The 12,511-nt window shown below is 74.1% G+C and carries 15 protein-coding genes and 1 riboswitch; of the genes, 8 read left to right on the top strand and 7 right to left on the bottom strand.

What is annotated here, in order from left to right; translation table 11 throughout:
• Positions 1-27: 27 nt before the first annotated feature.
• Positions 28-687, top strand: coding sequence for a TetR/AcrR family transcriptional regulator (locus DMH12_RS21485; protein WP_125493131.1), 660 nt, complete (start codon positions 28-30; stop codon positions 685-687).
• Positions 688-709: 22 nt separating this feature from the next.
• Here the strand turns inward: DMH12_RS21485 and DMH12_RS21480 are convergent, their stop codons facing one another.
• Positions 710-1,366 carry a TetR family transcriptional regulator gene (locus tag DMH12_RS21480; protein WP_125493127.1) on the bottom strand — a complete coding sequence of 219 codons (657 nt, stop codon included), beginning with the start codon at positions 1,364-1,366 and terminating at the stop codon, positions 710-712.
• A gap of 134 nt (positions 1,367-1,500) precedes the next feature.
• Between DMH12_RS21480 and DMH12_RS21475 the strand changes: the two genes are divergently transcribed.
• Positions 1,501-3,123, top strand: a complete 1,623-nt coding sequence (locus tag DMH12_RS21475) for an MFS transporter (protein WP_125493126.1) — start codon at positions 1,501-1,503, stop codon at positions 3,121-3,123.
• A 28-nt stretch (positions 3,124-3,151) separates the two neighbouring features.
• Here the strand turns inward: DMH12_RS21475 and DMH12_RS21470 are convergent, their stop codons facing one another.
• The 6 genes from DMH12_RS21470 to DMH12_RS21445 all read right to left on the bottom strand — a co-directional run bounded on the left by DMH12_RS21470 (position 3,152) and on the right by DMH12_RS21445 (position 7,923).
• Complete coding sequence (locus tag DMH12_RS21470) at positions 3,152-4,006, bottom strand: ATP-binding cassette domain-containing protein (RefSeq protein WP_125493125.1); 855 nt, start codon at positions 4,004-4,006, stop codon at positions 3,152-3,154.
• The gene (gene cbiQ, locus DMH12_RS21465) at positions 4,003-4,752 is read right to left on the bottom strand and encodes a cobalt ECF transporter T component CbiQ (RefSeq protein WP_125493124.1); all 750 of its coding nucleotides are present in this window, start codon (positions 4,750-4,752) and stop codon (positions 4,003-4,005) included. The genes DMH12_RS21470 and cbiQ overlap by 4 nt, the downstream gene beginning before the upstream one ends.
• Positions 4,753-5,091 carry an energy-coupling factor ABC transporter substrate-binding protein gene (locus tag DMH12_RS21460; protein WP_125493123.1) on the bottom strand — a complete coding sequence of 113 codons (339 nt, stop codon included), beginning with the start codon at positions 5,089-5,091 and terminating at the stop codon, positions 4,753-4,755. It abuts the gene before it with no gap.
• Positions 5,088-5,795, bottom strand: coding sequence for an energy-coupling factor ABC transporter permease (locus DMH12_RS21455; protein WP_125493122.1), 708 nt, complete (start codon positions 5,793-5,795; stop codon positions 5,088-5,090). The genes DMH12_RS21460 and DMH12_RS21455 overlap by 4 nt, the downstream gene beginning before the upstream one ends.
• Positions 5,796-5,824: 29 nt before the next feature.
• Positions 5,825-6,011, bottom strand: a riboswitch (cobalamin riboswitch).
• Positions 6,012-6,088: 77 nt separating this feature from the next.
• Positions 6,089-6,634, bottom strand: coding sequence for a potassium channel family protein (locus DMH12_RS21450; protein ID WP_399188194.1), 546 nt, complete (start codon positions 6,632-6,634; stop codon positions 6,089-6,091).
• The gene (locus DMH12_RS21445; protein WP_125493129.1) at positions 6,631-7,923 is read right to left on the bottom strand and encodes a chloride channel protein; all 1,293 of its coding nucleotides are present in this window, start codon (positions 7,921-7,923) and stop codon (positions 6,631-6,633) included. The genes DMH12_RS21450 and DMH12_RS21445 overlap by 4 nt, the downstream gene beginning before the upstream one ends.
• A gap of 275 nt (positions 7,924-8,198) precedes the next feature.
• Between DMH12_RS21445 and DMH12_RS21440 the strand changes: the two genes are divergently transcribed.
• The 6 genes from DMH12_RS21440 (at position 8,199) to DMH12_RS21415 (ending at position 12,385) form a co-directional block, all read left to right on the top strand.
• The gene (locus DMH12_RS21440; RefSeq protein ID WP_125493121.1) at positions 8,199-8,660 is read left to right on the top strand and encodes a hypothetical protein; all 462 of its coding nucleotides are present in this window, start codon (positions 8,199-8,201) and stop codon (positions 8,658-8,660) included.
• 96 nt (positions 8,661-8,756) lie between these two features.
• On the top strand, positions 8,757-9,149 hold the full coding sequence (locus tag DMH12_RS21435) for a cell division protein SepF (protein ID WP_122618406.1): 393 nt from the start codon (positions 8,757-8,759) through the stop codon (positions 9,147-9,149).
• A gap of 95 nt (positions 9,150-9,244) precedes the next feature.
• Positions 9,245-10,399, top strand: a complete 1,155-nt coding sequence (locus tag DMH12_RS21430; protein ID WP_125493120.1) for an ATP-binding protein — start codon at positions 9,245-9,247, stop codon at positions 10,397-10,399.
• A complete protein-coding gene (locus tag DMH12_RS21425) occupies positions 10,396-10,740 on the top strand; it encodes a nucleotide pyrophosphohydrolase (protein WP_125493119.1) in 345 nt (114 codons plus the stop codon). The genes DMH12_RS21430 and DMH12_RS21425 overlap by 4 nt, the downstream gene beginning before the upstream one ends.
• Before the next feature lie 201 nt (positions 10,741-10,941).
• On the top strand, positions 10,942-11,412 hold the full coding sequence (locus DMH12_RS21420; RefSeq protein WP_125493118.1) for a DUF6099 family protein: 471 nt from the start codon (positions 10,942-10,944) through the stop codon (positions 11,410-11,412).
• A 52-nt stretch (positions 11,413-11,464) separates the two neighbouring features.
• On the top strand, positions 11,465-12,385 hold the full coding sequence (locus DMH12_RS21415) for an LLM class F420-dependent oxidoreductase (RefSeq protein WP_125493117.1): 921 nt from the start codon (positions 11,465-11,467) through the stop codon (positions 12,383-12,385).
• Positions 12,386-12,511 lie beyond the last annotated feature (126 nt).

The following is a 12,511-nucleotide window of genomic DNA, read 5'->3' as shown; positions in this document are numbered from 1 at the left end:
CCCCCGCAACGCCGCCCCGAGGTCGCCGTGTCCAAGCCCGTCGCCCGTGAGCCGCAGCGACGCAACGCCCGCTCCAACCGGGCGCGCATCCTGGCCACGGCCCGCCGGGAGCTGGGGCGGAATCCGGACACCACCCTGGAGGAGCTGGCCCGCGCCGCCGGTGTCGTACGGCGCACCCTCTTCGGCCACTTCCCGGGACGCGCGGCGCTCCTCGAGGCCCTCGCCGAGGAGGCGTCCGAGGTGCTGCGGGGCGCGATGGCCGCCGGGGCGGAACGGGTCGGGCCCGGCGAAGCGGCCGACCGGGCGCTCGCGCACTTCGTGCTGCTGATGTGGCCCGTGGGCGACCGCTACCGGATGCTCCTGGCGCTGGCCCGGCACGATCTGGGCGTGGAGCGCGTCGCCGAGATCCTCGCCCCGGCCCGTGCCGAGGTCACCGCCATCCTGGAGCGCGGCCAGCGGGACGGCGTCTTCCCCGCGCATCTGCCGCCGGCCGTGCTGAGCGCCGGACTGGAGGCGATGACCGTCGCCCTCCTGGAGCAGGTCAACACCGGCGCCCTGGAGGACGACGGCACCCGGGCCGCCGTCGCCACGCTCATCGCGGCCGGAGTGCCCCAGCGCCGCGCACACGCGGTGGTCGCAGAGGCCGGCCCGGCACCGGTGCCGGAGGACTCCGCTCCCGGCGCGTAGGCCACCCGCCGCGCCCGTCGGGTCACCGGCGGCCCCGCCCCGGCCTCGTCCCCGCGGGGAGCCGTGCGCCTCCCGCCACCTTTGCCGCGGTCCCGCTCTCCACTCCCGCCACCACCAGCGCGGCCACCGCCGCCCCCGTGCCGTCGTCCTCCCAGGTCCCCGACCGCGCGCAGCCCAGCAGCGCCAGCAGGTGTGCCTCCAGTGCCGCCCCGAGCACCCCCGCCGGAACACCGGTGTGGAAGACGCCCGCCCGCTGTCCGCGCGCGATGATCCCCGTGACCGTGGAGCGGGCGGGGCCGAGGACGGCGTTCACCGGGTCGGGGCCGAGTCCTCGGCGGCGGGCGAGGACGATGAGGGTGCCGTAGCGGTCACCGACCGGCCACAGGGTGCGGACGAAGCGGCCCAGCGCGGTCGCCGGGTCGTCGTCCGGGGCGGACGCGTCCGCCGCGGCGAGGGCGTGCTCTACCGCCCGCGCGGCCTCCTCGACCAGCCCCTCGACCAACGCGTCCCGGCCGGTGAAGTGGACGTACACCGTGCGGCGCGCCACGCCGGCCGCCGCGGCGACCTCCGCGAGGCTGCTGTCGGGATCGCGGACCAGCAGCCGCTCGGCCGCGCACAGGATCCGGGCACGGGTGCCAGTCCCGCCGCCTCCGCCGTTCGCGCCGTGTGCCCTTCGCATGCCGCCACCCTCCTCCTCGTCCCCCCCCGGCCTCGTCGAACAGTCATATTTGCACACCACTGTGCAACAAACTACGCTGACGCTTGTCTGCACATAGATGGGCAATTAACTGCCCGCGTTTTCCCGGAGCCCCCATGCCCCTACTGGCCACCACCCCCGTCGAGAAGATGAACGGGCCCTACCCACGGCGCTGGTGGGCCCTCCTCGTGCTGTGTCTGAGCCTGCTGATCGTCGTGATGGCCAACACGTCCCTGATCGTGGCCGCACCGGACATGACCGCCGACCTGGGCCTGAGCAGCAGCGACCTGCAGTGGGTCATCGACGGCTACACCGTCCCGTACGCCGCGCTGATGCTGGTGCTCGGCGCGATCGGCGACAAGTACAGCCGCCGCGGCGCCCTGATCACCGGACTGGTGATCTTCGCGGGCGGCTCGGTGATGGGCAGCCTGGTCGAGGAGACGGGGCTGGTCATCGCGGCCCGCGCGGTCATGGGCGTGGGTGCCGCCGTCGTGATGCCGGCCACCCTGTCGCTGCTGGTCGCGGTCTTCCCCAAGGGCGAGCGGGCCCGCGCCATCACCGCCTGGACCGCCACCTCCGGACTCGCCATCGCGGTCGGCCCGCTGGTCGCCGGCTGGCTCCTGGAGGACCACGCCTGGGGTTCGACGTTCCTGGTCAACGTCCCCATCGCGGTCCTCGCGGCCGTCGGCGCGCTGCTCCTCGTACCGCCGTCCAAGGCGGCCGGCATGGGCCGGATCGACTACGTGGGCGGTCTGCTCTCCATCGTCTCCGTGGGCTCCCTGGTCTACGCGACCATCGAGGGCCCGCACTTCGGCTGGGGCGCCGGCCCGGTCACCGCCGCCGTCGTGGCGGGCGTCGGCCTGGTGGCCTTCGTCGCCTGGGAGCTGCGCCACCCCCACCCCATGCTGGACGTGCGCCGGTTCCTGCTGCGGCCCTTCAGCGGCTCGATGCTGGCCGTGCTGTTCTTCTTCTTCGGCACCTACGGCGCCATCTACTACGCCACGCAGTTCCTCCAGTTCGTGCTCGGCTACGGCGCGCTGGAGACGGGCGTACGGCTGCTGCCGCTGGCCGGGGCCGTGTTCGTCGGCGCCGCGGTGACCGGGCGGCTCACCCCGAAGCTGGGCGTGAGGGCCATGGTCGGCTCCGGCATGGCGATCGGCACGGCCGGTGTCCTCCTGCTGGTCCTGATCGACCAGGGCTCCACCTACGCCGACTTCCTCGCCCCGATGCTGCTCCTCGGCCTCGCGATCGGCCTCAGCGTCTCCCCGGCCACCGACACCATCATGGGCACCTTCCCGGAGGACGAGCTGGGCGTCGGCGGCGGCGCCAACGACACCGCGCTCGAACTCGGCGGCTCGCTCGGCATCGCCGTCCTCGGCTCCCTCCTCGGCACCGCCTACCGCGACGAACTGGCGAGCCTGGTGGGCGACCGCCTGCCGGCCGCCGCGCTGGACACCGCCCAGGACTCCGTGGGCGGCGGACTCGCCGTCGCCCAGCGGCTCGCCACCGACCCGGCCGCCGGGCCCGAGCAGGCGCGGGCCCTCACCGACGCCGTCGACCGGGCCTTCGCCCACGGCGTCTCGACCACCAGCCTCGTCGGCGGCATCATCATGGCCGCCGGCACGCTGATCGTCCTCGCCGTCCTGCCGGGCCGCCGCCGCGGCGGCGCCGAGGACCGCACCGAGGGCGAGCCGACGGCTGCCACACCCGAACCGGAGCACACCGACTCCGCGCGGTGAACCCGGGCCGCCCCGGCCGGCGCACACGTCAGTCGGCCAGGGCGGCCAGCTCCTCCGGAGTGCGCGGTCCGGCCGCCGACTCCGGCAACAGGCCCCGCGCCCGCAGCAGTCCGGCCGCCGCGACGCCCCAGGGCAGCCGCAGCCCCGCCTGCCGCAGCAGATCCGTGCGGGCCAGCGTCGCCGCCGTCGGACCGGTGCGCACACCGTCCGGGGTGAGCAGCGCTGCATCGTCCGACCAGCGCAGGGCGAGGTCGACGTCGTGAGTGGCCATCACCACCGTGGTACCGCCCGCGCGGAGCCGGTCCAGGGCGGCGAGCAGCCGTTCCTGGCCGTCGGGATCGAGCCCGGCGGTCGGCTCGTCCAGGATCAGCACCCGCGGCCGCATCGCGACCGCCCCCGCGATCGCCGTCCGTTTGCGCTGCCCGTACGACAGCAGATGGGTCGGCCGGTCGGCCAGCGCCCCGATGTCCAGCGCGGCGAGCGCCTCGTCGACCCGGGACCGGACCTCCGCGTCCGGCAGGCCCAGGTTCAACGGCCCGAAGGACACGTCCTGTCCCACCGAGGCCGCGAAGAGCTGGTCGTCCGGATCCTGCACCACCAACTGCACCGTGGTCCGCAGCCGGGTCAGCCCCTTGCGGTCGTACGCCACCGGCTCCCCGCCCAGCGTCAACGTCCCCGCACGCGGCCTCAGTCCGCCGCTCAGCAGCCGCATCAGCGTGGTCTTGCCGCTGCCGTTGCGGCCGAGCAGCGCCAGCGCCCGCCCCTCGCGCACCGAGAAGTCCAGCCCGGCCAGCACGTCCGGGCCCTCCTCGTAGGCGAAGGCCGCACCCCGCAGGGCGACCAGCGCCTCCGCCGTCGCCCCCCTCGTCCCACACACGCTCACGACAACGGCCCTTCCAGTACGAGGGTGAGGGCGGCCAGCGCCGCCAGCAGCGCGCCGCTCGCCGCCGTGAAGGCCACGGAGACGCGGGCCTCGGGCACCAGGACCCGCAGGGTGCCGTCGTAGCCGCGGCCCGCCAGCCCGGACTGGAGCCGCGCCGCCCGGTCGAAGGCCCGCACGAACGCCGTGGCGCCGAGCCCGCCAAGCGAACGCCAGGTCGCGGCCCGGGTGGTGTGCCCCAGCCGCGCCGCCTGCGCCTCCCGGATGCGGCGCACCGAGTCCAGCAGCAGGAAACTCATCCGGTACGTGACGAGCGCCACGTCCACGACCGGCGCGGGCACCCCCGCCCGCACCAGCCGGGGCAGCAGGTCCGACATCGGCGTGGTGAACGCGAACAGCAGCACCCCGAGCGAGGCCGCCGAGGTCCGCAGCAGCAGCTCACCGGCGTGCACCGGCCCGCCCTGCGCCACCGTCAGGAACCCGTCCGCGCCCCCGACCTGGACCAGCAGCGGCAGCGCGCCCGTCACACAGAAGCCCAACGGCACCCGGTACGCCCGCCACAGCCGCCGTCCGGGCACCCCCGCCGGGCCGAGCAGCACCGCCAGCGCCGTCACCAGCACCAGCGCGGCGCCCGGCCAGGGCGGCAGCGAGATCGCGAGCACGGTCAGGCCGAGACCGAGCACGGCCTTGTCCACGGGATGGCGGCGGCGCCACCGGCTGCTGTGGGCCGCCGCGTCGATCGGCAGCACTCAGTCCCCTTCGGGAGTGTCCCGCAGTGCCGCCGCCGCCCGCTCCTCGCCCTGCCGCCGGCCCCGGCGCACACCGAAGTAGTACGCCAGCACGCCCGCGCCGAGCGCTGCCTGCACCGCGAACAGCGCCGACTCGATCTCGCCGGACGGCGGTTCGTACAGCGGCGAGAACCACGGCTCGTAGTCCGGCTCGATCTCCGTGATCGCGGTCTCCGCCTCCGCGTCCGCGCCGGCGAACGGCTCCTCCTTGTGGTCACCGAGCCCAAGCACCAGCGGCAGCACCGCGAGCGCGGCCACGGCGAGCAGCAGCAGGGCGTTGATCTTCGCGTTGCGGGTCATCGGGCCACCGCCTCCTGCTCGTCGGTCGTGGTCTTGCCCGACCGGGTGAGCAGCACGCCCAGCCGGGTCAGTTCCCCCTTGCTGGACTGCACCAGCAGCCGCATCACGATCACCGTGAGCAGGCCCTCGCTGACCGCGAGCGGGATCTGCGTGACGGCGAAGATGGACCCGAACTTGCCGAGTGCGCCGAGGAATCCGCTGCTCGGGTCGGGGAAGGCCAGCGCCAGCTGCACGCTGGTCACGCAGTAGGTGGACAGGTCGGCGACGAACGCGGCGAAGAACACGGCGACCATCAGCGGCACGTCGTAGCGGCGCAGCAGCCGGTAGACGCCGTACCCCGCCCAGGGGCCGACGATCGCCATCGAGAAGACGTTGGCGCCCAGCGTGGTCAGCCCGCCGTGGGCGAGCAGCAGTGCCTGGAAGAGCAGGGTGATGGTGCCCAGTACCGCCATGATCGGCGGCCGGAAGAGGATGGCGCCCAGACCGGTGCCGGTCGGATGGGAGCAGCTCCCGGTGACCGAGGGGAGTTTCAGGGCGGACAGGACGAACGTGAAGGCACCGGAGGCGCCGAGGAGCAGCGTGCTCTCCGGGTGCTCCCTGACCTCACGGGTGAGTGACCGGACTCCGTGGACGACGAACGGCGCGGACGCGACACCCCAGGCGATCGCGTGCGCCGGTGGCAGAAAGCCCTCGGCTATGTGCATGGCTCAGCAGACCCTCTCCAGCACCTCGTGGATGGACGACGCGCCTTGGCCGGTCTCCTGGCTGACGGGTACCGCAGTCCGGGCAACGCCTTCCCGGATCACAAGGATCCAGTGGCTGCCCACGAGGGGCCGGAGCCGGACTTCCCGATTCACAGTGGCGAGGGCCGCACCGGCATCACACCGGATTTCCCGTTCACCAAGGCGTGGCGACAGTAGTGCTCCCACGGGGGTGGTGACAAGCGGGCCTCCTGTCGCGCGGACCCCGGCGGACAGGGCCCGGGGCTGCGGAAACGTCAGCCGGACCGGTCCCGTTCCGTGCGCCGCACCACCATCGCGCGGGCCCGCGTGCTGAGCGCGGTCGCGGCGGCGGTGAGGAAGACGAAGCTGTAGGCGATCTGGATCAGGGTCACGATCCGGGCGGACTGCCCGCTCGGTGTGATGTCCCCGTACCCGACCGTGGCGAGCGTCACCACCGTGAAGTAGAGCGCGTCGACGCGGGTGTGGAGGCCGGTGAACTCGCCCGGCTCCTTGGCCAGGGCGTAGTACGTGGCCGAGAAGATGTGCACGGACAGGATGATCAGCATCGTGATGACCACGCCGGGCCTGGTCTCGGGGCGGTCCACGAGGACGTGGCGGATCTGCCGGAGCAGCAGCGCGGCCACGACGGCCAGCAGCAGGGCGCACAGCACCCAGCTCAGCACGGGCCGGTGCGGCCCCAGATGGTCGAGGGGGAGCAGGAAGTAGGCCACGACCACGGCCACCGCGACGCAGCCGCGTACGACCCAGGGCCGGGCGGTGTGCCAGGCGGAACGGCTCCGTACGGTGCGGCGCTCCGTCACCCGGTCGTTCCCGTCGCCGGGGCGTGGGCCGCCTCCGGTTCCCTCCGGCGCACCACCTGGGAGACGACGAAGGAGACCACCGACGCGGTGACGATCAGCGGCATCTGGTCGTACGCGTCCCCGCCCGTCAGCAGCACCGCCAGGACCGCGCTGGACAGCGGCAGCCCGGTCACGGCGGCCGCCGCGGCGGAGATGCCGAGGGCGAGCGCGGGGGTCACGCCGAAGCCGGGCAGCCCGGAACAGGCCATCGCCGTCGCCGTGCCCAGCAGCACGGACGGGAAGATCGGACCGCCGCGCAGGCTGCCCAGGGCGATGCCCCACGCCAGCCCCTTGCAGGCGACCAGGGCGATCAGCGCGCCCACCGGCCAGGCGTGCGGGTCGGCCGCGAGCTGGGCGAGCGCGGCCTGCCCGGAGAGCGCCGCCTCGGCCGGGGAGCGGCCGGTGATCAGCGCGTACGCGGCGACGCACACCCCGACCGCGGTGGCGCAGGCGACCGTGCGCACGGCCGTGTGCCGGCGCGTCCACGAGACGGTGCGGTGCCCCAGCTCGCGGGCCAGCGTGATCAGTACGGCGATCAGCGCCGCCGTCGGGACGCCCCACAGGAAGTCGCCCGCGTCCGGGTTGGCGGCCGGCGGCAGGTCGGGCAGGGCGAGCGCGCCGATCTTCAGGCCGGTCCACTGGCCGAAGCCGGTGAAGACCAGGGAACCGGTGGCGCTGGCCAGCAGACAGGGCAGCAGCAGGACCACCATCTGCGCCCCGGCCAGCCCCGCGCCCTCGATGAGCAGGACGGCCGCGGCCACCGGACCGCCGAGGATGGTGGAGATGGCGGCGGTGGAGCCGGCCGTCGCGAGGAGCGCCCCGGCCCGCTGGTCGCCGCCCGCCCCCGCCCGCCGCACGGCCAGCAGCGCGAGTCCGCTGCCGACCGCCATGAGGGGCGCCTCCGGACCCAGCACCACACCGAGCGGCAGGGTCGCCAGCGCGGCCAGGACCGCGCCCGGCAGCGCCTTGGGGCCGACGGGCGGCCCGCCCAGACCGTTCACCGGCAGATGCCCGCCGGCGCCCGGCATCCGGGTCACGATCGGCGCGAGGACCAGCCCGGCCAGCACCAGTGCGGGCAGCGGCCACCACCAGGGCGGGGTGCGGTAACCGGCCGCCTCGGGCAGCGAGGTCCACACCCAGTGCTGCAACTGGTGCTGGAGACCGACGAAGAAGAAGCAGGCCAGCGCGATCGGCACGCCCAGCAGCACGCACAGCAGCAACAGCCGCCGGTAGCCGGGGCTCAGCAGCATCTGCCGCAGCGACTGCTCGGCCCGGCCAGGGACGGCGTTCGCCGGCGCCGGCCGACTCGTCACGTGCCCTCCTTCGTCCGCTCCCGCGGGTGCGGCTCAGTTAACGCGAGGGGGCGCACGGCCGCATGCGCACGCCGGGGCGACCCTTCACCCGGACGGCGGACCCGCGTGGCCGGGGGGCCCGGCGCCCCGCAGGCTCGGAACGACCCGGCGGCGCCGTGCCGGTGCCGGCGGGCAGAGGCCCGTACGGGGGACCCGCAGAAAGGACCGCGCACATGAGCCAGCACGCCGAACCCCCTCCCGGACGCCCGTCCCAAGGCGACGCCACCTGGTCCCGGCGCTCGGACGGGCGTCCCGGTGGCTGGGCGGCCGGCGGCGTCGTCTTCGCGGGCGTCCTGCTGACGCTGAACGGAGCCCTCGCCGTCCTCCAGGGCATCGCGGCCATCGCCGAGGACGACGTGTACGCCCGCATCGGCACCTACGTCTACGAGATGAGCCTCACCGGCTGGGGCATCGTCCACGTCGTCCTCGGCGCCCTCGTCCTCGTCACCGGGTACGGCCTGCTGAAGGACATGGCCTGGGCGCGGGTCGCGGGCATCGTCATCGCCTCGCTGAGCCTGGTCGCCCAGTTCCTGTTCCTGCCGTACGCGCCCGTCTGGTCGGTGATCATGATGGCGATCGACGTGTTCGTCATCTGGGCCCTGGCCAGCCGTCAGGACGCCACGTCCCGGGTATGAGCCTCGCGGGCCGTGTCGCAGTTGGGCCGAACGGGTGACGTGACGTAAGAATTGGCTGGTGCATGCAATAACGGCGAGTGGAATGCGGGGGAGCCGGTGAACAGCCACGACGTCACCGATGAGCAGTGGGAGGGGCTCGCCCAGGTCGTTCCCCTGCGCGGACGCGACGCCTGGCCCTCGGCGGTCGGTCACCGGGCGATGCCCGAGGCGGCGACCGAGCGGCGCCGCCGCTTCGTGGTGCTGCGGGTCAACGTGTTCGCGGACGCGCGAGAGGTCGCCGAGACGCTGATGGCGGGCATCCCCGTCCTGCTGGACCTGACCGGCGCCGAGGGCGATGTCGCCAAGCGGGTCCTGGACTTCAGCACCGGCGTCGTCTTCGGACTGGCCAGCGGGATGCACCGGGTGGACCGCAACGTCTTCCTGCTGAGCCCGGCGGGGACCGAGGTCAACGGGCTGATGGAGGACGCCGTGGGGGTCCCCGGGGTGTGACGGTGCCGTCCCGTCCTGACGGCGCCGTCCCCCGAACGTAGGAACGCTCCGGGGGCAAAACGGTTCGCCGTACGGCGGAGTCCTACGGTCCGCATATGGCAGCGTCATTGGCGTCGGCGGAGTCCGCCACACCGCTCCCCGTCCGCCCCCGCGTCACGGAGCTGCGGCTCTCCGCCTTCGCGGGGCACCGGCGCGCGGTGCTGCGGCTCGGGCCGCTCACCCTCCTCGCCGGGCCCAGCGGCTGCGGCAAGACCACCGCGCTCAGGGCCTACGACGCCCTGGCCCGGCTCGGCGGCGGCGCGGAACTCGGCGCCGTGTTCCCCGATCCCGTCGCCTGCGTACCCGAACGGGCCCGGCCCGACGCCCAGCGGCGCCGGGGCTTCCGTATCGGCTGCACGGCCGACGGCGCCGAGGGCCCGGTCCACCTGGACGTCGCCGTGCAGGCGGAGCCCGAACTGCGCGTCGTGGGGGAGCGGCTGTCGGCGGACGGCGTCGTGCTGCTGGAGACTGCCCTGCGCGACCCCGGACGGCGTGCCGTGCAGGCCGCCTGGCACACGGCCGGTTCGGCGCCGGTGACCCGCGCGCCACTGCCCGACGACCGGCTCGGCACCCCGCTGCTGCCGCTGCGGGTGGCCGGCAAGACGGACGGACAGCGCAGGGTGCTGGCCGCCGCCGAGCAGATGGTGGTCGCGCTGCGCTCCGTCTTCGCCTGCGACCCCCGGCCCGGCCGGATGCGGGAGCCTGTACCGACCGGCTCCGGACGCCTGCTGGGCGGCTGCGACAACCTCGCCGAGGTGCTGTGGCGCACCCGCACCGAATGCGGCCGGCGGCACGCGCAGTTCGTCGCGGCGGTCCGCACCGGCTGCGCGGGCCCCGTCGCGGACGTACTGGCCGAACCCGCCGTCGGCGGCGTGGTCCGCGCCCTCCTCGACCGGGGCGACGGGGTGCGCACCGGCCTGGCCCGGCTCGGCTACGGCGAACTGCGCTACCTCGCCCTCGCGCTGGTGCTGTTCACCGGACCCGGGGTGCTGGAGGTCGACCCGGCCGGCGAGGTCCCCGCCGCCCTGCAGACGCTCACGGTCCTCGCCGACGGCTTCGACCGCGGCCTGGACGTGCGCCAGCGCGCCGAACTCCTGCGGCTGGCGGCGCGGATGTGCGACCGCGGCCACATCCGCCTCGTCGGGGCGGTGACCGACGCCTCGTGGGCGGCGGGGGCGGACGGCGTCACGGTGGTACACCTGGACCCGTGACCGATCACCCCCAGGACCTCGCCGTACTCCAGCGCAGGCTCGCCGAGTTCGCCGCCGCCCGGCACTGGCAGCCGTACCACACGCCCAAGAACCTCGTCGCGGCGCTCAGCGTGGAGGCCGGCGAACTCGTCGAGATCTTCCAGTGGCTGACGCCCGAGCAGTCGGCCGCCGTCATGGCCGACCCGGACACCGCGCACCGCGTCCGGGACGAGGTCGCCGACGTCCTGGCCTATCTGCTCCAGTTCTGCGAGGTGCTGGGCGTCGACCCGCTGGCCGCGCTGGAGGCGAAGATCGAGCGGAACGAGTCGCGGTTCCCCGTGCCGGACCCGCGGGACGACTGAGCGGCAGGACGGCCGAGTACGGAGGAGTCGACCACTCCGCTATCACTCTCCGAAGTCAAAATCCGGCCAGTTATCGAGATGTTGTCCGAAGATTTCCGCCTTCCTCTGGCTTTTCGCCCCACACGCCTTCACTCTGGGTAGTGAGTGACGGAGTTCGGGCGGACGCGCCCCGCGCGCGTCGGAAACAGACGGGGGCAGCGCATGGACGCTGTGCGGCTCATCGTGACCAGTGGACGTGCCCTGGCCGCCGGCGGAGAGGTGCCGGACGTCCTGACCGAGGTGTGGCAGGTGCAGGCCCTCGCCCAGGCGATCGGCAGCCGGCTGGCCGTCCACGGCCCACCGGAACTGCGCGGCGAGGCCATCGGCCTGACCGAACTGGCGGGCCGCGGCTGCGGAGTCCTGCACACCCCGGACCTGGCCCCGGGCGAACTGCGCGCCGCGCAGCTCACCGAGCTGGGCGACGCCCGCCAGGCCCTGATGCGCCTGGGCACCCTGCTCGGCGAGACCGGCATAGCCCTGGTGGGCATCGCCTGCGCCGCCGACGACGAGGCCACCTACTGGCAGTGCGTGGAGGCGATCGACGCGGCGGACGAATCACGCGACCGGGTCCTGGAGATGCTCCGCAAACTCACCGACCGCGACACCGGGTTGCCGGAGCGGGAGGCCGGCTGATGCCGGGAGAGCCTGTCCGGCGCACCCGCGCCGAACAGGCAGGATGGAACGCATGGATCTCCGTATCTTCACCGAGCCCCAGCAGGGGGCCACCTACGACACCTTGCTCGCCGTGGCCAAGGCCACCGAGGACCTCGGCTTCGACGCCTTCTTCCGCTCGGACCACTATCTCCGCATGGGTGCCTCGGACGGCCTGCCCGGCCCCACCGACGCCTGGATCACCCTGGCGGGCCTCGCCCGGGAGACGAAGCGCATCCGCCTCGGCACCCTCATGACCGCCGGCACCTTCCGGCTGCCCGGCGTCCTCGCCATCCAGGTCGCGCAGGTGGACCAGATGTCGGGCGGCCGGGTCGAGCTGGGCCTGGGCGCCGGCTGGTTCGAGGAGGAGCACAAGGCGTACGGCATCCCCTTCCCGAAGGAGAAGCTCGGCCGCCTGGAGGAGCAACTGGCCGTCATCACCGGTCTGTGGGCCACCGAGACCGGCAAGACCTTCGACTTCCACGGCAAGTTCTACGACCTCACCGACTCGCCCGCGCTGCCCAAGCCCGCGCAGCCGAAGGTGCCCGTGCTCATCGGCGGACACGGGGCCACCCGCACCCCGCGCCTGGCCGGCCGGTACGCCGACGAGTTCAACATGCCGTTCGCCTCCGTCGAGGACACCGAGCGGCAGTTCGGCCGGGTGCGGGCCGCCGCCGAGGAGGCCGGCCGGGCCGACGCCCTCACCTACTCCAACGCGCTGGTCGCCTGCGTCGGCAAGGACGACGCCGAGGTCGCCCGCCGCGCCGCCGCGATCGGCCGCGAGGTCGACGAGCTGAAGGCCAACGGCCTCGCCGGCTCCCCGGCCGAGGTCGTCGACAAGATCGGCCGGTACGGCGCCGTCGGCGCCCGGCGGATCTACCTCCAGATCCTCGACCTCGACGACCTGGACCACCTGGAGCTGATCTCCTCCCAGGTCCAGGCACAGCTGTCCTGACGCCCCGCCACACCCGCCCGATAACCGAAGGCGCCGGTCACCGGCCCTGTGCGATGGTGTGACCGTCGTCCTGCGGGAGCCCCCGGGATCACTCACCCCGGGGGCTCCCGCGCGTACGGCGCCTCC

The organism is Streptomyces sp. WAC 04229, assembly GCF_003947455.1.
GTDB lineage: Bacteria > Actinomycetota > Actinomycetes > Streptomycetales > Streptomycetaceae > Streptomyces.
Note: the sequence above shows the minus strand (reverse complement) of the source record. Positions and strands in the feature narration are given on the sequence as shown.